Below are 17,496 nucleotides of genomic sequence, written 5' to 3'. Positions count from 1 at the left end.
CGCAGCCAGTGACGAACCCCCTGAGCAGGCACAACCACTCTTAACGGCACCTTTACCGGGTGCCTGCGAGCATGCCGTAAGCCGTCGGGAAGGGTGCGTCGTACTCCGGCCGGACGGTGACTGGGGGAACAGCAAGAGGGGGATGACGTGATCACGATGACCGAAGAGCAGCGCCAGGACTGGTTCGAGCGCGACGTTGTACCGGTCACCAACCAGCTCTACGCGTCCGCGATGCGTCTGACCCGCAACTCCGCCGATGCCGAGGACCTCGTCCAGGAGACCGTGACCAAGGCGTTCACCTCCTATCACCAGTTCCGCGAGGGCACCAACCTCAAGGCGTGGCTGCACCGCATCCTCACCAACAACTTCATCAACGACTACCGCAAGAAGCAGCGCTCGCCCAAGCTCTCGGCCACCGAGGAGATCGAGGACTGGCAGCTCGCCGCCGCCGAGTCCCACATGTCCTCCGGGCTCAAGTCCGCCGAGACCGAGGCGCTGGAGCAGCTGCCCGACAGCGCCGTGATGAACGCCCTGCGCGCCTTGCCCGAGGACTTCCGGGTGGCCGTCTACCTGGCCGACGTGGAGGGCTTCGCCTACAAGGAGATCGCCGAGCGGATGGGCACCCCCATCGGCACGGTCATGTCGCGCCTGCACCGGGGCCGCCGCCAGCTCCGGACGATGCTGGAGGACTACGCCATCGAGGAAGGCGAGTTCCGGCTGCCCGCGCAGCGTCAGGCCGCGTAGGCCCGCGCACGCGTGGCGCCAGGCCAGGCGCGGGTCCGCGTGGGTCCGCGCCCACGCGATGCCGGCTGCCGGCCGGCACCGGCGCGCCCGCCGTCCTGGAGCTGCGGGACCGGCGGCCGGCGCCGGGGGGGACCACCGCGACGGCGACGGCCCATCCACCGGGCACCCGCGAGACGCCTGACCAATAGCGGCGAACCACTGTTCGGCAACAAGCTGGAGCCGCATCATTACACTATGTCGCTTTCGGTCTCCCGCTCCGGTGTGCCGGCACCGCCGGACAGCGGGCGCGTCCCTCACCGTGCGCCTTTCTCTCCCCGTCCGGGAGGTGGCGGGTGAGCGAGTCCCGCACGGCGACGGACCGGCTCCGTGCGGAGCTGAGAGAGCTCGGTGTGACCGGGGTGTACGAGGTCGGGAATGACGGCATCCTTTCGGTGTGGATAGGGCTGGTCATACGTTTCCGTGATGGTTTCTACCGGTGGCAGGAAGGGCCGGTGAAACGTCGCCATCTGGGCACGGATCCTGGCGGATGCGCCATTCGCGTGGCGCGTCGATACGCCGAATTACAGGCCGATGTCCCATCCTGGTGGGAGGACCTGGCCAAGATCTTGCGGGGGGACGCGGCCGAGGACTATCCGTAGCCCCGCGCTCGCCTTCTTGGGGGAAGCGTGCGGCTGTGCACCGTTCTGCTCGCCCTGCTGCTGGGGGCCGGGGGATGTGCCGCGCCGGCCGCCCACCTGAGGTCCGAGGGGGTGCCGGTCTCCGTCGCCCCCGCCGCTCCCGAGCCGCCCGCGGCCCGGCGGCGGCCCCCGCCGATCGATCCCGAGAAGCTGGCCGAGAAGCTGGCCGCGATCCAGCCGCAGTGGCCGGTGGACAGATACCCCCTCCCGCCCGCCGCGCGCCACATCGACTGCAGGCGGGTCAAGTGCGTGGCACTGACCTACGACGACGGGCCCGGCGGATACACCGGGCAGCTGCTCGACATCCTCGCCCGGCACCACGCCAGGGCGACCTTCTTCGTGATCGGCCAGAAGGTGGCGGAGGACGGCCCGCACACCCTCCGCCGGATGGTGACCGAAGGACACGAGATAGGCAACCACACCTGGAGCCACACCCAGCTCACCGCGCTGTCGGACGCGGGGATCAAAGGCGAGCTGGGCCGTGCCCAGGGAATCGTCCACCACGTGACCGGGCGCTGGATGACCCTCATGCGCCCGCCGTACGGGGCCACCGGCAGGCGGGTCGCCGACGAGGCCCGCCGCAGGGGGCTCGCCCAGATCCTGTGGGACGTCGACACCCTGGACTGGCGCGACCGTGACAGCCTGATCGTCACGCAGCGCGCGGTCGCGGTCACGCCGGGGTCCGTCGTGCTCATGCACGACATCCACAGCACCACGGTCGAGGCCGCCACCCAGGTGCTGGACATGCTCGCCCTCCAGGGCTACACGTTCGTGACGGTCTCCGAGCTGTACGGCAAGACGCTCATCCCGGGCAAGGTGTATGCCGGGGAGGCGCGGTCCGCCGGGGGGTGACGGATTGTTGTCGGTCCCCGGTGGGAGCATGGGGGCCATGAGTTTCAGCGGTTTCCCCGACGAGGCCTTCCTGTTCTACGAGGGCCTGGAGGCGGACAACTCCAAGACCTACTGGACCCGCCACAAGCAGGTCTACGACGACATGGTCAAGGCGCCCATGGCCGCGCTGGGCGAGGAACTGTCCACCGAGTTCGGCCGGGTGCACCTGTTCCGCCCGCATCGCGACGTCCGCTTCGCCAAGGACAAGTCGCCCTACAAGACTCACCAGGGCGCCTACGCCGCCACCGCCGAGGCCATCGGTTACTACGTCCAGCTCGACGCCTCGGGGCTGCACGCCGGGGCGGGCCTCTACTCGGCCCAGGGCGACCAGCTCGCCCGCTACCGCCAGGCGGTCGACGAGGAGCTCAGCGGCGTCCCGCTGGAGAAGATCGTGGCCGGGCTCGCCGCGGCAGGCTACGGGATCGACGGCGACCGGCTGAAGACCCGCCCCCGCGGCGTCCCGGAGGGCCACCCCCGCCTCGATCTGCTCCGCCACAGGTCCCTGCACGCCGGCCTCCGTTTCGCCCCCGAGCCGTGGGTGCACACCCCCGAGGTCCTCGACCGCGTCCGCGCGGTCTGGCGCGACCTCACCCCGCTCGTCGAGTGGCTCACCGTCCATCTCCCGGCGGACTAGCCCCCCTCCCGCGAGCCCTGCCCGCGCCGGCCGATCGACCGGAGATCGCGGGACCGTGAACCCGGCAGGCCCGCCTCCCGACTGTGCTGGGTGAGGAGGCAGGGTGACTGACGAGCTACTTGTGATCCGCTGCCAGCTCGGCGAGCGCGAGGCGCTCACGGAGCTGGTCCGGGCCTGGCACGACCCGATATGGACCTACGTACGGCGCATGCTCGGGTCGGCGGAGGCCGACGACGTGAGCCAGGAGGTCTGGCTGGCCGTACTCCGCGGGCTCCCCCGGCTCAAGGAACCCGGCAGGTTCGCGCCGTGGCTTTTCACGATCGCCCGGCGCGCGGTGGCCAACAGGCTGCGGGAGGAGTACGGCAGGCCGGAGGCGGCGGCCGAGGGCGAGCCGGTGGCGCAGGACGCGGCGACCGCCCTCGTGGACCGCGCCGAGCTGGTCGCGGGGCTGTCCGGGCTGCCGGTCCGCGAGCGGGAGATCCTCGTGCTGTTCTACCTGGAGGACCTCTCGGTGGAGGACTGCGCCGAGATCTGCGCCGTGCCGGTCGGCACCGTCAAGTCACGCCTGTCCCGCGCGCGGCGCATGTTGCGCGACCACCTGACGGAGAAGGGATACCGACGTTGAACTCCAACGACATGATCGGCAGGCTGTCCGGGCCGCTGTCGCCGCGCAATCGGATCGGCGCCGTCGTGGCGCTGCTCGGCGGGCTTGTCGGCGCGGTGGGCGTGGGTCTGCTGTGGGCCACGGAGCCGGAGCTGCCGGGCCGTACGCACCTGGGCTTCGGAGCGCTCGTCGCCCTCTGCCTTGCCTGGACCGCCTACGGCGCCTGGACGGTGACGTGCAGGACACCGCTGTTCGCCCTCGACCGGGTGATCGCCGGCTGGCTGGCGGTGACCGCGACGGGCCTGCTGACGGCGGCCGCGATCGCGATCGCCGCCGTCAGGGGGACGTGGGTGGGCCTGGCGGGTGTCGCCGTCGCCGTGACGCTGGCCACGGCGGCCGTCGCCATCCTGGTACGGGCCCGTGCCCGGCGCGCCGCGCTGCTGCGCCGCAGGCGCGAGCTCGAAGACCGGGGGGATCCGTCGTGAGCGAGGCCGCTCCGGGCTGTGCGTCCCGGGGCCCGCGCGCGGCCGGCGTTCACGCCCCGGCGCAGCCGTACCTCACCGGAAGACCCCCGTGTGGCCGAGCGAGTAGCGTCCGGGCTGGGGGTAGACGGCCAGGCCGTGCGGGCCGGCGCCGACGTCGATCTTGCGGATGAGACGGCCGTCGCCGGTGTCGAACACGTAGACGACCCCGTCGTGGCGTCCCGACAGCCACAGGCGGCTGCCGTCGGCGGAGACCCCGCCCATGTCCGGTGAGCCGCCGCCGGGGACGCGCCAGGTGTCGACCGGGCGGCGGAGCGCGAAGGAGACGACGGTGACCGATCCGGCGCCGCTGTTGGACACGTACAGCACCTTCGAGTCCCGGCTGACGTGGAGCCCGTGAGCGCCCCGGCCGGTCCTGATGAAACCCGTGACGCGGAGCTTCCCGGCGTCGACCAGCCACACGCCGTGCTTGGCCATGTCGGCGACGTAGAAGGTGGTGCCGTCGGGGGAGAGCTTGACGTCCTGCGGCATGGTGGTGTTCCGCGTGGCGCCGTGACGCGTGGATCCGGGCGGCACGGTGGTGTTCCACGTGGATCCGGGCGGCGCGGTGGTGTTCCGCGTGAGGTCATGCCCCGTGGAGCCGTGCTGGATGAAGCCGTGTCGCGTGGAGCCGTGCTGGACGGAGCCGTGTCGCGTGGAGCCGTGCTTCACGCGGTGCGGCACGCCGCTGGCCCGCGTGCCGCGATGCCGGGTGCCGCCGTGCCGGATGTCCCTGCGCCGTGTGGTGCCGTCCGCCAGGTCGACGACCGCGCGGACCTTCCGGGCCCGCATGTCGACGGCCACCAGCCGCCCGGAGAGCTCGCAGCTGGCCAGCATGATCTTCCCGTCGGCGGTGAAGTCCGCGTGGTTGACCCCCTTGCAGGGCATGTGCAGCGATCGCCGGAGCCGCATGGTGCGCGGACTGAGGAAATCGAGCCGGTTCTCCCGCTCGGCCATCACCAGGGCGTTGCGGCCGTCCGGGGTGAAATACAGGTTGTAGGGGTCGTCGACGGACACCGGCCTGCCGGGCCGGCCGGTCATGGGGTCGATCGGAGTCAGGGAGTCGCCGCCGTCGTTGTTGACCCAGAGCGTCTTCAGATCCCACGACGGGACGACGTGCTGCGGCCGCCGGCCGACCTTGAGAGTACGGAGCACCCGGTAGGTGCGTGGGTCGATCACGGTGACGGTGTCGCTCCCGCTGTTGGGCACGTAGACCCGCTCGGGGAACTCCGCCACGGCGGGGCTGAGCATGCCGGGCCGGTCGTGGGCGTAGACGTCCGTCGGTGTGGTCCGGGGAGCGGCGCCGGGGAGAGCAGGGCGGGCGGAGGCGTCGCCCGGTGCGGCCGATCCGTCGGCCGGGGCGCTCGCCACGCCGCCGGGCGGCACCCCGCCGCCGGTCGCGGAGACCCGGCCGGGCGGGAGCGAGCCCGGTGCCGGCCCGCCCCCGCAGGCGGACAGGGCGCATGCCGCCAACCCGATCAGGAGGACGAGCACGACGTGCCGTTGCCGCCTACTTCTCAGCCGCTGCATGGCCCGCTCCTTCGGTCCGACTCCGGCCCCGGCCGGCTACGGAAACGCTAGGAGCAGTCGGGTCAGCAAATGCTCAACCCATGGTTAGCATGGTGTTCGCCTTTCCCGCCCCTCGCGATCAGACCGCCTTTCTCATGCTGAAACCGGACGGTCTTGGAGGAAATCGGGGGTTATGGTCAGGTCGGCTCTGGAAGGTCGAATTCGGATGCCTTGACGCCGCCGAGGAATGCTTTCCATTCGGCCAGGTCGAAGTAGAGGACGGGGCCGGAGGGGTCCTTGCTGTCACGGACGGCATGGGTGGCGTCCTGCTTGTGATCCGGCCGATAGGACGCGCTTCCGAGCTCGGCCACCTCGACGCAGTCGCCGCCGTTGCTGCTGCTGAAACTCGATTTCCGCCACGTGAGATTGCTCAGGTCCATCGCTCCTCTGCCATTCTCTAGATGAAGGCCGTTGACATGCTGAGCGGTAATGCCTCGACGCCGGCGGCCCCGAATAGCCGCACTGCTTCCGCGATCTCCGACAGGTCACTGGTGATGAGACCGTGAACGGCCGTACCTGGATACGCTACCTCGGTAACCATTTCAAAGAGGCCGGAAACCGCATTTACCTCGGCTCGGCCTGGCCTGGGCGGATCTGCCCGTCGTGAAGCCGGACGTCGACGGGCCCGGACGCCTCCGGGAACGCGCCGGTAGTGGTTGTGGGCGGTACGGCTAGCCCCTGGTGATCACACCGCAGGCGATGCGGGCACCCGAGTCGCCCGTCTTGAGCGTATCGGCGTCCGGGCCTGTCCGGCCGTCCTTGAGGCCGTAGCGCTTGGGGACGTTGGCCTGGTTGTCCGGCCGCGAGTGGACGATGATGGAGCTGCCGTCCCCGTCGAAGAGCTGCCGCACCCGGAAGCGGTCGGTCACGACGGTGGCTCTGCCGACGCCGTCCTTACTGACCAGGAGACTGGGCAGGTCACCGGAGTGGTTGGGGTGCGGGTCCGAGCCGAGGTTGAAGTGGACGCCCGCGCTGAAGAACGGGCTGCCGGTGGCGGGATCGGTCGACTTGGGATCGCAGACGCCCTTGTTGTGGAAGTGGATGCCGTGATAGCCGGGGGGCAGACCTCGGACGACGACCCTGATCCTGGACTTGCCGTTGTTCCTGGCGTCGATGCGCAGCAGGCCGACCGAGTCGCCCTTGGCGTCCTTGATGGTGGCACTGGCTGAGGCGCCCGCCGGACCGGACGGGCTCGCCGGGGCTGACGGGCTGGACGGGCTCGTTGGGACAGACGGGCTCGCCGGGACGGACGGGCTCGGCGCGGGCGTCGGGGAGGCCGCGGCGGCCGCGTCGACACCTGTCGCCCCCGCCCCGAGCACGAGGGCCAGTGCCAGATGAGACCTGCGAAGCATGAGAGTCCCCCTACGGTTCGTATCCCCCGTCACGGAGGAGAGGCGTGGATGGTTCTCCTTCTTCGAGTATCAGACGGCGGGCCTGCCGTACGGACGGGCGGGGTGGCCTACGGCGCCGGAGCGGGGGAGGCGGATGCCGGGGAGGGCGCCGGAGACGGCGAAGGCGCCGGACCGTGACGGTCCGGCGCCTTCGCCGTGCGGCTTCCCCGCGGAGGACCCTGTACGGCCTCCCCGCGGAAGATCAGTTACTGCGCTTGGCCCGGGCGGCGGTGCGGCCACGGGTCGAGGCGTCCAGGACGACCTTGCGGATGCGCACGGTCTCCGGGGTGATCTCCACGCACTCGTCCTCGCGGATGAACTCCAGCGCCTGCTCCAGCGAGAGCTGGCGCGGCGGGATCAGGGTCTCCGTCACGTCCGCCGTGGAGGAGCGCATGTTGGTGAGCTTCTTCTCCTTGGTGATGTTCACGTCCATGTCGTCGGAGCGCGAGTTCTCACCGATGATCATGCCCTCGTAGACCTCGGTGGTCGGCGTGACGAACAGGATGCCGCGCTCCTGCAGGTTCGTCATCGCGAAGGCGGTGACCGGGCCGGAGCGGTCGGCCACCAGCGAGCCGTTGTTGCGGGTGCGCAGCTCGCCGAACCACGGCTCGTAGGCCTCGAAGACGTGGTGCACCAGGCCGGTGCCGCGGGTCTCGGTCAGGAACTCGGTCCGGAAGCCGATCAGGCCGCGGGCCGGGACCACGAACTCCATCCGGATCCAGCCGGTGCCGTGGTTGGTCATGTGCTCCATGCGGCCCTTGCGGACGGCCAGGAGCTGGGTGACGGCCCCGAGGTAGTCTTCCGGGCAGTCGACGGTCAGCCGCTCGACCGGCTCGTGCACCTTGCCGTCGATGGTCTTGGTGACGACCTGCGGCTTGCCGACGGTCAGCTCGTAGCCCTCGCGGCGCATCTGCTCGACCAGGATGGCCAGCGCCAGCTCGCCACGGCCCTGGACCTCCCAGGCGTCGGGACGGTCGGTCGGCAGGACGCGCAGCGACACGTTGCCGATGAGCTCCTTGTCGAGCCGGTCCTTGACCATGCGGGCGGTGACCTTGGAGCCCTTGACCCTGCCGACCAGCGGCGAGGTGTTGGTGCCGATGGTCATCGAGATGGCGGGCTCGTCCACCGTGATCAGCGGCAGCGGGCGCGGGTCCTCGGGGTCGGCCAGGGTCTCGCCGATCATGATGTCCGGGATTCCGGCGATCGCGATGATGTCGCCGGGGCCGGCCTGCTCGGCGGGCTTGCGCTCCAGGGCCTCGGTCATCAGCAGCTCGGTGATCTTCACCTTCTGGATGCTGCCGTCGGTGCGGCACCAGGCGACCTGCTGGCCCTTCTTGATGGTGCCCTGGTGGACGCGGCAGAGCGCGATCCGGCCCAGGTAGGACGAGGCGTCCAGGTTGGTGACGTGCGCCTGCAGCGGGGCGGTCGGGTCGTAGACCGGAGCCGGGATCGTCTCCTTGATGACCTGGAACAGCGGCTCCAGGTCCTCGGAGTCGGGCATGCCGGCGTCCTCGGGGCGGTTCAGCGAGGCGCGACCGGCCTTGGCCGAGGCGTAGACGATCGGGAAGTCGATCTGCTCCTCGGTGGCGTCCAGGTCCATGAAGAGCTCGTAGACCTCGTCCACGACCTCCTTGATCCGGGCGTCGGGGCGGTCCACCTTGTTGATGCACAGGATGACGGGCATCTTGGCGGCGAACGCCTTGCGCAGCACGAACCGGGTCTGCGGCAGCGGGCCTTCGGAGGCGTCCACCAGCAGCACGACGCCGTCCACCATCGACAGGCCGCGCTCGACCTCGCCGCCGAAGTCGGCGTGACCCGGGGTGTCGATGATGTTGAGGGTCATGTCACCGTGCTTGACGGCGGTGTTCTTCGCGAGAATGGTGATGCCCTTCTCGCGCTCGAGGTCGTTGGAGTCCATGACACGGTCGTCCACGTCCTGGTTGGCCCGGAAGGCTCCGGACTGCCAGAGCATGGCATCCACGAGAGTGGTCTTGCCGTGGTCGACGTGCGCGATGATCGCGATGTTCCGCAGGTCATCGCGGCTGTTCAAAGGCATGATGGAATCTCACTCTGTGATCGTGGAGGCTGGCCGCGGACGGTGCGGCCTTCCCATTTTAGTTGATCCGCACAATCACTCTCACGTGTCCGCCTCACGAAGTACGCCAATTCACCTCCGAGACACTCTTTCGGCGGGTGATTCGCGACTGTTCCCCTGTGGGCGGAACTGCCGGTATCCACCTGCGCGGGCCTCCGCGCGGATCACGCGGGACTCCTGAGATCTCCGGGGCGGGTCTGGCGATGAGGGCCGCCATGACCGCGGAGGGCCCGCCGTGAATGGTCAGCTCTCTGCATATTCCTGGCCATGCGCGCGGGCGCCGGAGTCCCTATCTTCGGAGCCATGCCGACATGGACCGAAGTGGTGTTGCGGGCCTCCGGGCACCGCGGTTGCCGGCCCGCGGTCACGGACGTGCGCACGGGAGACGTCCTCACCTACGACATGCTCGCCAAGCAGGTGGGCCACGCGGCGGCGGCGCTGCGCGCCCGCGGCCTCCTGCCGGGAGAGCCCGTGATCGTCCACCTTCCGCCCGGCCACGACTACCCCCTCGCCCTGCACGCGGCCGCCGCGGCCGGCGCGCTGGTGATCCCGCTCGCGGCCGACATGGATCGCGACGCCTTCTACGAGCGCCTGTCGTCCAGCCGCGCGCGCATGATGATCACGGATGCGACGCTGGCGGAACGGGCGGCGGAGGCCGTCGGCGACTCCCGCATCCGGCGGATCCTCACCTTCGCCGAGGTGGCGGAGACCGTCTGCCCCGACGGCGTGGACGACCCGTCCGGGCCGGGCCCGGACGCGCCCGCGCTCACCTTCGACGGCAGGCGCGGGCTCAGTCACGCCCACGTGGTCGCCGAGCTGGGACGGCTGGTCCCGGAGGCGATGATCAGGGAGCGCGACTTCGTTCTCGTCGGCACCTGCGAGCCGCGCGAGCAGGCCGCCGTCTTCGACCTGGCGCTGATGGGCGGGGCGCACATCGTGGCAGCCCCGGGAGCGACCGCCGGCGAGTGCCGGAGGCTGATCGAGGAGTACGGCATCACCGTCGCCGCCGTGCCGCAGGGGATGGTCAGGGAGCCGGCCGAGAGCCAGTGGCTGCGCGTCCCCGTCTCGGTCTACGGGCACACCATGGACCTGGTCATGCCCAGGCGCTGACCGGCGCGGCCTTCCGTCCGGACCCGGTCATGCCCAGGTGCTGACCGGCGCCGCCGATCAGCACCGTCCTAAGCTCGGGGCATGTCTTTAGCGCCATCGTTCGCCGCGACGCTCGTGACCGAGGACGACGTCCGGATCGACGCCGCGCACACCCCCTCCCGCGGGCCGGACGATCTGGGGATCGTGCTGGCGCACGGGTTCACCGGATCGCTGCGGGAACGCCCCACGCGGCGGATCGCCCATGTGCTCAGCGGGTTCGGCGGGGTGATCTCGTTCGACTTCCGGGGGCACGGCCGGTCGGGGGGAGAGTCGACCGTGGGAGACCTGGAGATCCTGGATCTGGACGCGGCGGTGCGCCACGCGCGGGCGATCGGCTACTCCAGGGTCGCCGCCGTCGGGTTCTCGATGGGCGCGGCGGTGGCCGTACGGCATGCGGGGTGGCACGGGCGGGACGGGGGTCCGGACGGGCGAGGTCCCCGGCGGGGCGGGCCGGACGCGGTGGTCGCGGTCAGCGCGCCCGCGCGGTGGTACTACCGGGGGACCCGGCCCATGCGCCAGGTGCACTGGGCGATCGAGCAGCCGCTGGGGCGGTGGGCCGCGCGGGTGGGCAAGAGGACGCGGATCAGGAAGGGCGTGTGGGACCCGGTGCCGTCGGCGCCCCACGAGGCGGCCGCGCACATCGCTCCGACGCCGTTGCTGGTCGTGCACGGCGACGCGGACGGCTTCTTCCCGCTCGACCACGCCCACCAGATCTACGAGGCCGCCCGGGAGCCGAAGGAGCTGTGGATCGAGCCCGGATACGGCCACGCGGAGTCGGCGGCCACGCCGGGGCTGATCCGCCGGATCGGGGAATGGGCCGTCGTCAACACCTGATCCCCCGTAGGTGTTTACTCCTACTGACGAGGCATGACAGAGGATGTGTCGACACGAGGGGTAATGCGCATGCGGAGCATCTACGTGGCCGGTCTCGGGCGTGGTGACGGCAGGCAGATCGTCGAGCTCGGCCTGATGGAGCTGCTCACCCGTCACGTGGATCGGGTCGGGGTGTTCCGGCCGATCACGGGGGAGGGTGACGACCGCACGCTCGAACTGCTCAACGCCAGATACCGCCCGGCGGCCTCGGCGATCGGGGTCACGGCCGAGGACGCCGCGGAGATCTACGCGCAGCGGGGCAACGAGGAGCTCATCGCCCGGCTGGTCGCCCGCTTCCACACGCTGGAGCGGGAGTGCGACGCGCTGCTGGTGCTGGGCAGCTCCTTCGACACCGACGACCTCCCGCGCGAGCTGGCCCTCAACGCCCGCCTCGCCGCCGAGTTCGGCGCGCCGGTCATCGTGGTGGTGGGGGCGCACGGCGAGCAGGCGGCCGAGATCGCGATGGAGATGCGCACCGGCTACCAGGTCTTCTCGGACCTGGGCAGCACGGTGCTGGCGGTGATCGCCAATCGGGTGCCGCGGGGGATGGTCGTCGAGCCCGAGCTGCCGGTGCCCTGCTACGTCATTCCCGAGCATCCATCGGTGTCGGCGCCGACCGTCGGCCAGGTGCTGCAGGCCGTGGACGCCAAGCAGATCCAGGGGGACGAGGACGGGCTGCGCAGGGACGTGCTCGGATTCGTGTTCGGCGGGGCCACGCTCCCGGTGTTCCTGGAGCACCTGGTCGACGGAGCCCTGGTGATCACGCCGGGCGACCGGGCGGACCTGCTGCTGGTCTCGGTGGCGGCCGAGACGGCGGGTACGGCGAGGCCGTCCGGCGTGGTCCTGACGGTGGGGCAGGAGCCCACGGAGGCCGTCAGGGCCCTCACCGCCCGCCTGGCCCCCGGCATGCCGGTGCTGTCGGCCACGGCGGACAGCTTCACCGTGGCCACCACCCTGGGCGGGCTGGAGGGGCGGCTCACCGCCGACAACCCGCGCAAGATCGAGACGGCCATCGGCCACTTCGAGAGCCACGTGGACACCGCCGACCTGGCCGACCGGATCGAGCTGGCCCGCTCCGACCGGGTCACCCCGATGATGTTCGAGCACACCCTGCTGGAGCGGGCGCGGGCCGACCGGCGGCACATCGTGCTGCCGGAGGGCGAGGAGGACCGGATCCTCCGGGCCGCCGACATCCTCCTGCGGCGCGGCATCGTGGACCTCACCCTGCTGGGGCGGGAGGAGGTGATCCGGCGGCGGATCGGCGACCTCGGGCTCGACCTGGCCGGGGTGACCGTCGTCGACCCGCTGACCTCGCCGCTGCGCGACTCCTACGCCGAGGAGTACGCCGCGCTCCGGGCGCACAAGGGGATGACCCTTGAGCGGGCCATGGACGTGGTCACCGACGTCAACTTCTTCGGCACGATGATGTTGCACCGAGGCGTCGTGGACGGCGTGGTCTCCGGCGCCGCGCACACCACCGCCGCCACGATCCTGCCCGCGTTCCAGATCATCAAGACGGTCCCGGGCACCTCGATCGTCTCCTCGGTGTTCTTCATGTGCCTGGCCGACCGGGTGCTCGTCTACGGCGACTGCGCGATCAACCCCGATCCGGACGCCGAGCAGCTCGCCGACATCGCCATCTCCTCGGCCCGTACGGCGGAGCGGTTCGGCATCGAACCGCGGATCGCGATGCTGTCGTACTCCACCGGCCACTCCGGCAGCGGCGTCGACGTGGACAAGGTCCGCGCCGCCACCGCCCTGGTCATGGAGCGGGCGCCGGACCTGCTGGTCGAGGGGCCCATCCAGTACGACGCGGCGGTGGACGCCAGGGTCGCCGACGCCAAGCTGCCCGGCTCCCGGGTCGCGGGCCGGGCGACCGTGCTGATCTTCCCCGACCTGAACACCGGCAACAACACCTACAAAGCCGTGCAGCGTTCCGCCGGGGCCGTCGCGGTCGGGCCGGTTCTGCAGGGGCTCCGCGGACCGGTCAACGACCTGTCGCGAGGCGCGCTGGTCACCGACATCGTGAGCACCGTCGCCATCACCGCCGTCCAGGCGCAGGAGGCCGCCCGATGAACGAGCTGTCAGCGCCGCGCGGCATGGCGGGGCGGCGTCCCGGGCGCCACCGGGAGGACGGGCCGACCGGCCGGGGACGTCCGGCCGGTCGGTGGGACGGTACGGCGGGCCGCCGGAGATGTTCGGCGGGTCACTCGGAAGGCTCGGCGAGCCGTCAGGGCGGGGAGGCGTGTTGAGTCGCGTACTGGTGCTCAACAGCGGATCCTCTTCCGTGAAGTACCGGCTTCTGTCCGGTGACGAACGGCTCGCGTCCGGGACGGTCGAGCGGATCGGCGAGGACTCGTCCCCGGTCCCCGACCACGAGGCGGCCCTGAAGGTCGTCGCGGCCGAGCTCGCCGACAGGGGCCTCGGACTCGACTCCTCCGAGCTGACCGCGATCGGGCACCGGGTGGTGCACGGCGGCAAGACCTTCACCGAGCCCACGCTGATCACCGACGAGGTGATCAGGAAGATCGAGGAGCTCGTCCCGCTCGCCCCCCTGCACAACCCGGCCAACCTGACGGGCATCGAGGTCGCCCGCCGGCTCCGTCCCGACCTGCCGCAGGTCGCGGTCTTCGACACCGCCTTCCACTCCACGATCTCCCCGGCCGCCGCGACCTACGCCATCGACCGCGAGGTGGCCGAGCGGCTGAGCATCCGCCGCTACGGCTTCCACGGCACCTCGCACGCCTACGTCTCCCGCGAGGCCGCCCGCGCGGTGGACAGGCCGCTGGGCAACGTGATCGTGCTGCATCTCGGCAACGGGGCGAGCGCCTCGGCGGTGTCGGCCGGGCGGTGCGTGGACACCTCCATGGGCATGACCCCGCTGGAGGGCCTCGTCATGGGGACCCGGAGCGGAGATCTGGACCCGGCGATCGTGCTGTACCTAGGCCGGACGGGAGGGATGTCCCTGGAGGAGATCGACGTGCTGCTCAACCGGCGCGGCGGGATGCTCGGCCTCTGCGGCGACAACGACATGCGCGCGGTGCAGGAGCGGCTGGCCGCCGGCGACCCGGACGCCGAGCTCGCCTTCTCGGTCTACTGCCACCGCCTGCGCAAATACGTCGGCGCCTACTACGCGGTGCTCGGCACGGTGGACGTGATCGCGTTCACCGGGGGTGTGGGAGAGAACTCGCCGCTGGTCAGGGAGACCGCGCTGGCCGGTCTGGAGGCGCTCGGCATCGCTGTGGACCCGGTGCGCAACCGGCGCGGGGACCGGCTGATCTCGCCCGACGACGCGGCCGTGAAGGTTGCGGTGATCCCGACGGACGAGGAGCTGGAGATCGCCCGCCAAACTCTTGAGGTTATTTCGCGAACCAATCGCGGATAAACGTCGTCTACCTACAGCGGATGGATGAAATCCGCCGGGAGAAGTCCACGGGACACGAACCGCCGCCTAGCGGTGGTCGTGGGACATACTTCCTGTAGTTAGGCGGTTGCCCAGCGTCGCGGGGGCGTGCTGGGCAGTCCGTCCGCTGTCGTGCTTGTACGGCTCCGCGGAGCCGTACAAGCACGTCTCGGGGGTCTGCGGCCCGACGGTCCGGAAGGATCGTCAGCCCAGGCGGGCGATCGACTTGTACTCCAGGTAGGCCGACAGGCCCTCGGGGCCGAGTTCGCGGCCGAGGCCGCTGCTCTTGAAGCCGCCGAACGGGGAGCTGGACTCGATCATGTAGAGGTTGACCCCGTAGGTGCCGGCGCGCACCTGGCGGGCGATGTCCATGCCGTGCTCGGTGTCGGCGGTCCACACCGTCCCGGCCAGTCCGTAGTCGTTGTCGTTGGCGATGCGGACCGCGTCGGCCTCGTCCTCGTAGGGGATCACCGCCAGGACCGGGCCGAAGATCTCCTCGCGGGCGATGCGCATCTCGTTGGTGGCCCCGGCGAAGACGGTCGGAGCGACATACCAGCCCCGGTCGTAGGGGCGGTCCAGGCCGCCGACGACCGGCTTGGCGCCCTCGTCGATGCCGATCCTGATGTAGTCCTGGACCCGCTCCTGCTGTCGCTTGGCGACCAGCGGGCCGATGCCGGTGGCGGGGTCGGCGGGGTCGCCGACCGGCATGCCGCGGACCATCGTGGCGACCGCGTCCACGACCTCGTCGTAGCGGTTGCGCGAGGCCAGGATGCGTGTCTGGGCGACACAGGCCTGGCCGTTGTTCATCAGGGAGGCGATCGACAGGAAACCCATCGCGGAGGGCAGGTCGCAGTCGTCCAGGATGATCGCGGCCGACTTGCCGCCGAGCTCCAGGGTGCACCGCTTGAGCTGCTCGCCGCAGATCGCGGCGATGCGGCGGCCGGCCGCGGTGGAGCCGGTGAAGGCGACCTTGTCCACGCCGGGGTGGGAGACCAGGTGCTCGCCCGCCTCGCGGCCGGCGGCGACGATGTTGACGACGCCGTCGGGGATGCCCGCCTCCTTGACCATCTCGGCCAGCAGGTAGGAGTCGAGCGGGGTCTCGGGGGCGGGCTTCACCACGATCGTGCAGCCGGCGACGAGGGCGGGGGCGAGCTTGATCATGATGACGAACTGCGGGACGTTCCACGGGACCACGGCGGCGACCACGCCGACCGGCTCGCGGCGGACGGTCACCGGGCCGAAGGTGCCCGGCCGCTCCTCCTCGACGGGGAAGGTCCTGCCGAGCTCGGCGTAGTACTGCAGCATGCCGAGCGGCTGAGGGGCCTGCGCCATCTGCGAGAAGGTGATGGGGGAGCCCATCTCCAGCGTGATGATCTCGGCCATCTCGGACTGGCGGGCCGCGTAGATCTCGGCGAGCCTGCCGACCACGGCGGCGCGTTCCGCCATCGTCATCCGGGGCCAGGGGCCCTGGTCGAAGGCCTGGCGCGCGGCGGCCACCGCGCGGTCCATGTCGGCGGGGGTGCCGTCGGGGACGCGGCCGACGACCTCCTCGGTGTGGGGCGAGACGACGTCGATGGTCCCGGTGCCCGCGGGGGCCACCCAGTCGCCCCCGATGAACAGCGTGTCGTGCTGGCGCATGATGTGTTGCCTCCTGGTGGGCGGGCCGGAGTCAATATCTGAGCTAGTGCTTGCTTGGATAGTGTCGTCCGCCGAGGAGGGCTTCACAAGGCCCCGCACCGATGAGACCGAATCATGTTCTGTCGGCGATGGCAAGGGGCCGTCCTGTGCGAGGATTCCTCCGGTGGATCTCCCATGACGGCGGTGCCGCGGCCCGTGCGGCGGCATTTGTTTAAAGCACCGCAGACTGGTAGATAGTTCGTCAATGGTGCGTGGTTTCCGCCGTTCCGGTGGCGGGCACCAAGATCGTCTTCTATAGTTTCGCTCCGTCCATGAGGGGGCTCTGGAGGTGAGCGAAGCGTGAGAGCGACTCGCGCGGCCACGCTGGGCGCCGTGCTCGCCGCGCTGCTCCTGACCCCTGTCATGGCCGGAGCCGCCGTCCAGCGCGCCGCCAAACCCGACCCCGAGGCCGAGCTCCGCAAGCTCACCCGCGAGGCGAGCCAGCTCAACAAGAACTACCGCGGTCAGGTGCAGAGCCTGGAGGAGACCCGGGTCCAGGCCAGCAAGGCCGCCGCCAACGCCAAGAGCCTGAAGCGGGCTCTGGCCACCGCGCAGGTCGACGTCGTCCGGTTCGCCCAGACCGCCTACATGGGTGGCACGCTGGACAGCACCAACCTGCTGAGCTTCGAGGGCGACGCCACCACCGTCCTCAACCAGGCCGCCACCATGTCCTACCTGGCCAGCCAGCGCGCCACCCAGCTCAACCGGATCCAGGAGCTGATCAAGAAAGCCAAGGTCGCGGAGAAGGCGGCGGAGACGAAGGTCGTCAAGCTCAAGAACGACATCGCGGCCCTGAAGAAGGACCGGGTCCGGATCGAGGGACTCCTGGCCAAGTACGGCTTCCAGACCCCCTCCGGCAGCGGCGGCCTGACCGCCCGCACGGTCGCCATGCGCAACATGGTGCTGCAGGCCTTCCCGATGCCCTACAGCTACGGCTGCCTGCGCCCCGGCGACCCGGGTGACCACGGCAGCGGCCGGGCCTGCGACTTCATGATGAGCACCGGCGGCCGGGTCCCGACCGCCGAGGCCAAGGAGCGCGGCGACCGCCTCGCCCAGTGGGCCATCACCAACGGCCCCCGGCTCGGGGTCATGTACATCATCTGGCAGCAGAAGTACTACGACGTCCGGACCGGCGCCGGCTGGAAGATGATGTCCAACCGCGGCGGCAACACCGCCAACCACATCGACCACGTCCACATCTCGATGTTCTAGCTGCCAGGCCGCTGACCTTTGGCGATCTCGTTGCGGAAGGCTGTCGGGGCGCAGGG

16 protein-coding genes are annotated in these 17,496 nt (G+C 70.6%); 11 read left to right on the top strand and 5 right to left on the bottom strand.

Annotated features, from left to right (window positions below; all coding sequences use genetic code 11):
• Nucleotides 1–156 precede the first annotated feature (156 nt).
• From SROS_RS38475 to SROS_RS38450, 6 genes are all read left to right on the top strand, one after another.
• Entirely contained in the window at nucleotides 157–744 is a 588-nt protein-coding gene (locus SROS_RS38475) for a sigma-70 family RNA polymerase sigma factor (protein WP_043657805.1), read from the top strand.
• Nucleotides 745–1,076: 332 nt separating this feature from the next.
• Nucleotides 1,077–1,382, top strand: a complete 306-nt coding sequence (locus tag SROS_RS38470; protein WP_012894367.1) for a hypothetical protein — start codon at nucleotides 1,077–1,079, stop codon at nucleotides 1,380–1,382.
• Between the two features lie 27 nt (nucleotides 1,383–1,409).
• Complete coding sequence (locus tag SROS_RS38465) at nucleotides 1,410–2,273, top strand: polysaccharide deacetylase family protein (protein ID WP_012894366.1); 864 nt, start codon at nucleotides 1,410–1,412, stop codon at nucleotides 2,271–2,273.
• A gap of 37 nt (nucleotides 2,274–2,310) precedes the next feature.
• Nucleotides 2,311–2,946: a DUF2461 domain-containing protein gene (locus SROS_RS38460; protein ID WP_012894365.1), complete on the top strand. Its 636-nt coding sequence runs from the start codon at nucleotides 2,311–2,313 to the stop codon at nucleotides 2,944–2,946.
• A 103-nt stretch (nucleotides 2,947–3,049) separates the two neighbouring features.
• Entirely contained in the window at nucleotides 3,050–3,571 is a 522-nt protein-coding gene (locus SROS_RS38455) for an RNA polymerase sigma factor (protein WP_012894364.1), read from the top strand.
• A complete protein-coding gene (locus SROS_RS38450) occupies nucleotides 3,568–4,035 on the top strand; it encodes a hypothetical protein (RefSeq protein ID WP_245564437.1) in 468 nt (155 codons plus the stop codon). The genes SROS_RS38455 and SROS_RS38450 overlap by 4 nt, the downstream gene beginning before the upstream one ends.
• Nucleotides 4,036–4,107: 72 nt before the next feature.
• On the opposite strand, the gene SROS_RS52465 is transcribed toward SROS_RS38450, so the two are convergent.
• From SROS_RS52465 to typA, 4 genes are all read right to left on the bottom strand, one after another.
• Nucleotides 4,108–5,601: a YncE family protein gene (locus tag SROS_RS52465; RefSeq protein ID WP_012894362.1), complete on the bottom strand. Its 1,494-nt coding sequence runs from the start codon at nucleotides 5,599–5,601 to the stop codon at nucleotides 4,108–4,110.
• Nucleotides 5,602–5,777: 176 nt separating this feature from the next.
• A complete protein-coding gene (locus SROS_RS38440; protein ID WP_012894361.1) occupies nucleotides 5,778–6,020 on the bottom strand; it encodes a DUF397 domain-containing protein in 243 nt (80 codons plus the stop codon).
• Nucleotides 6,021–6,311: 291 nt separating this feature from the next.
• The gene (locus tag SROS_RS38435; protein WP_012894360.1) at nucleotides 6,312–6,992 is read right to left on the bottom strand and encodes a superoxide dismutase family protein; all 681 of its coding nucleotides are present in this window, start codon (nucleotides 6,990–6,992) and stop codon (nucleotides 6,312–6,314) included.
• A gap of 241 nt (nucleotides 6,993–7,233) precedes the next feature.
• Nucleotides 7,234–9,087, bottom strand: a complete 1,854-nt coding sequence (gene typA, locus SROS_RS38430; RefSeq protein WP_012894359.1) for a translational GTPase TypA — start codon at nucleotides 9,085–9,087, stop codon at nucleotides 7,234–7,236.
• A 342-nt stretch (nucleotides 9,088–9,429) separates the two neighbouring features.
• On the opposite strand from typA, the gene SROS_RS38425 reads away from it, so the two are divergent.
• The 4 genes from SROS_RS38425 (at nucleotide 9,430) to SROS_RS38410 (ending at nucleotide 14,533) form a co-directional block, all read left to right on the top strand.
• Nucleotides 9,430–10,236 (top strand): AMP-binding protein, encoded by an 807-nt coding sequence (locus tag SROS_RS38425; RefSeq protein ID WP_169369473.1) that lies wholly within the window; start codon nucleotides 9,430–9,432, stop codon nucleotides 10,234–10,236.
• An 81-nt stretch (nucleotides 10,237–10,317) separates the two neighbouring features.
• The gene (locus tag SROS_RS38420) at nucleotides 10,318–11,109 is read left to right on the top strand and encodes an alpha/beta hydrolase (RefSeq protein ID WP_012894357.1); all 792 of its coding nucleotides are present in this window, start codon (nucleotides 10,318–10,320) and stop codon (nucleotides 11,107–11,109) included.
• A 69-nt stretch (nucleotides 11,110–11,178) separates the two neighbouring features.
• A complete protein-coding gene (pta, locus tag SROS_RS38415) occupies nucleotides 11,179–13,224 on the top strand; it encodes a phosphate acetyltransferase (protein ID WP_012894356.1) in 2,046 nt (681 codons plus the stop codon).
• 118 nt (nucleotides 13,225–13,342) lie between these two features.
• Nucleotides 13,343–14,533 (top strand): acetate/propionate family kinase, encoded by a 1,191-nt coding sequence (locus SROS_RS38410; RefSeq protein ID WP_086012439.1) that lies wholly within the window; start codon nucleotides 13,343–13,345, stop codon nucleotides 14,531–14,533.
• A 222-nt stretch (nucleotides 14,534–14,755) separates the two neighbouring features.
• On the opposite strand, the gene SROS_RS38405 is transcribed toward SROS_RS38410, so the two are convergent.
• A complete protein-coding gene (locus SROS_RS38405) occupies nucleotides 14,756–16,189 on the bottom strand; it encodes an aldehyde dehydrogenase (protein ID WP_012894354.1) in 1,434 nt (477 codons plus the stop codon).
• 339 nt (nucleotides 16,190–16,528) lie between these two features.
• Here SROS_RS38405 and SROS_RS38400 point away from each other — a divergent pair, with 339 nt between their 5' ends.
• Entirely contained in the window at nucleotides 16,529–17,440 is a 912-nt protein-coding gene (locus tag SROS_RS38400; protein ID WP_012894353.1) for a coiled-coil domain-containing protein, read from the top strand.
• Nucleotides 17,441–17,496: the final 56 nt, after the last annotated feature.

The sequence above is a fragment of the Streptosporangium roseum DSM 43021 genome, from assembly GCF_000024865.1.
GTDB classification, from domain to species: Bacteria; Actinomycetota; Actinomycetes; order Streptosporangiales; family Streptosporangiaceae; genus Streptosporangium; species Streptosporangium roseum.
Note: the sequence above shows the minus strand (reverse complement) of the source record. Positions and strands in the feature narration are given on the sequence as shown.

Bases quoted from the DNA above. Each gene is read 5' to 3' on its own strand.
- SROS_RS38475 (WP_043657805.1), top strand. From the start codon at position 157: ATGACCGAAGAGCAGCGCCAGGACTGGTTCGAGCGCGACGTTGTACCG.
- SROS_RS38460 (WP_012894365.1), top strand. From the start codon at position 2,311: ATGAGTTTCAGCGGTTTCCCCGACGAGGCCTTCCTGTTCTACGAGGGC.
- SROS_RS52465 (WP_012894362.1), bottom strand. From the start codon at position 5,601: ATGCAGCGGCTGAGAAGTAGGCGGCAACGGCACGTCGTGCTCGTCCTC.
- SROS_RS38440 (WP_012894361.1), bottom strand. From the start codon at position 6,020: ATGGACCTGAGCAATCTCACGTGGCGGAAATCGAGTTTCAGCAGCAGC.
- SROS_RS38435 (WP_012894360.1), bottom strand. From the start codon at position 6,992: ATGCTTCGCAGGTCTCATCTGGCACTGGCCCTCGTGCTCGGGGCGGGG.
- typA (WP_012894359.1), bottom strand. From the start codon at position 9,087: ATGCCTTTGAACAGCCGCGATGACCTGCGGAACATCGCGATCATCGCG.
- SROS_RS38425 (WP_169369473.1), top strand. From the start codon at position 9,430: ATGCCGACATGGACCGAAGTGGTGTTGCGGGCCTCCGGGCACCGCGGT.
- SROS_RS38420 (WP_012894357.1), top strand. From the start codon at position 10,318: ATGTCTTTAGCGCCATCGTTCGCCGCGACGCTCGTGACCGAGGACGAC.
- pta (WP_012894356.1), top strand. From the start codon at position 11,179: ATGCGGAGCATCTACGTGGCCGGTCTCGGGCGTGGTGACGGCAGGCAG.
- SROS_RS38410 (WP_086012439.1), top strand. From the start codon at position 13,343: ATGTTCGGCGGGTCACTCGGAAGGCTCGGCGAGCCGTCAGGGCGGGGA.
- SROS_RS38405 (WP_012894354.1), bottom strand. From the start codon at position 16,189: ATGCGCCAGCACGACACGCTGTTCATCGGGGGCGACTGGGTGGCCCCC.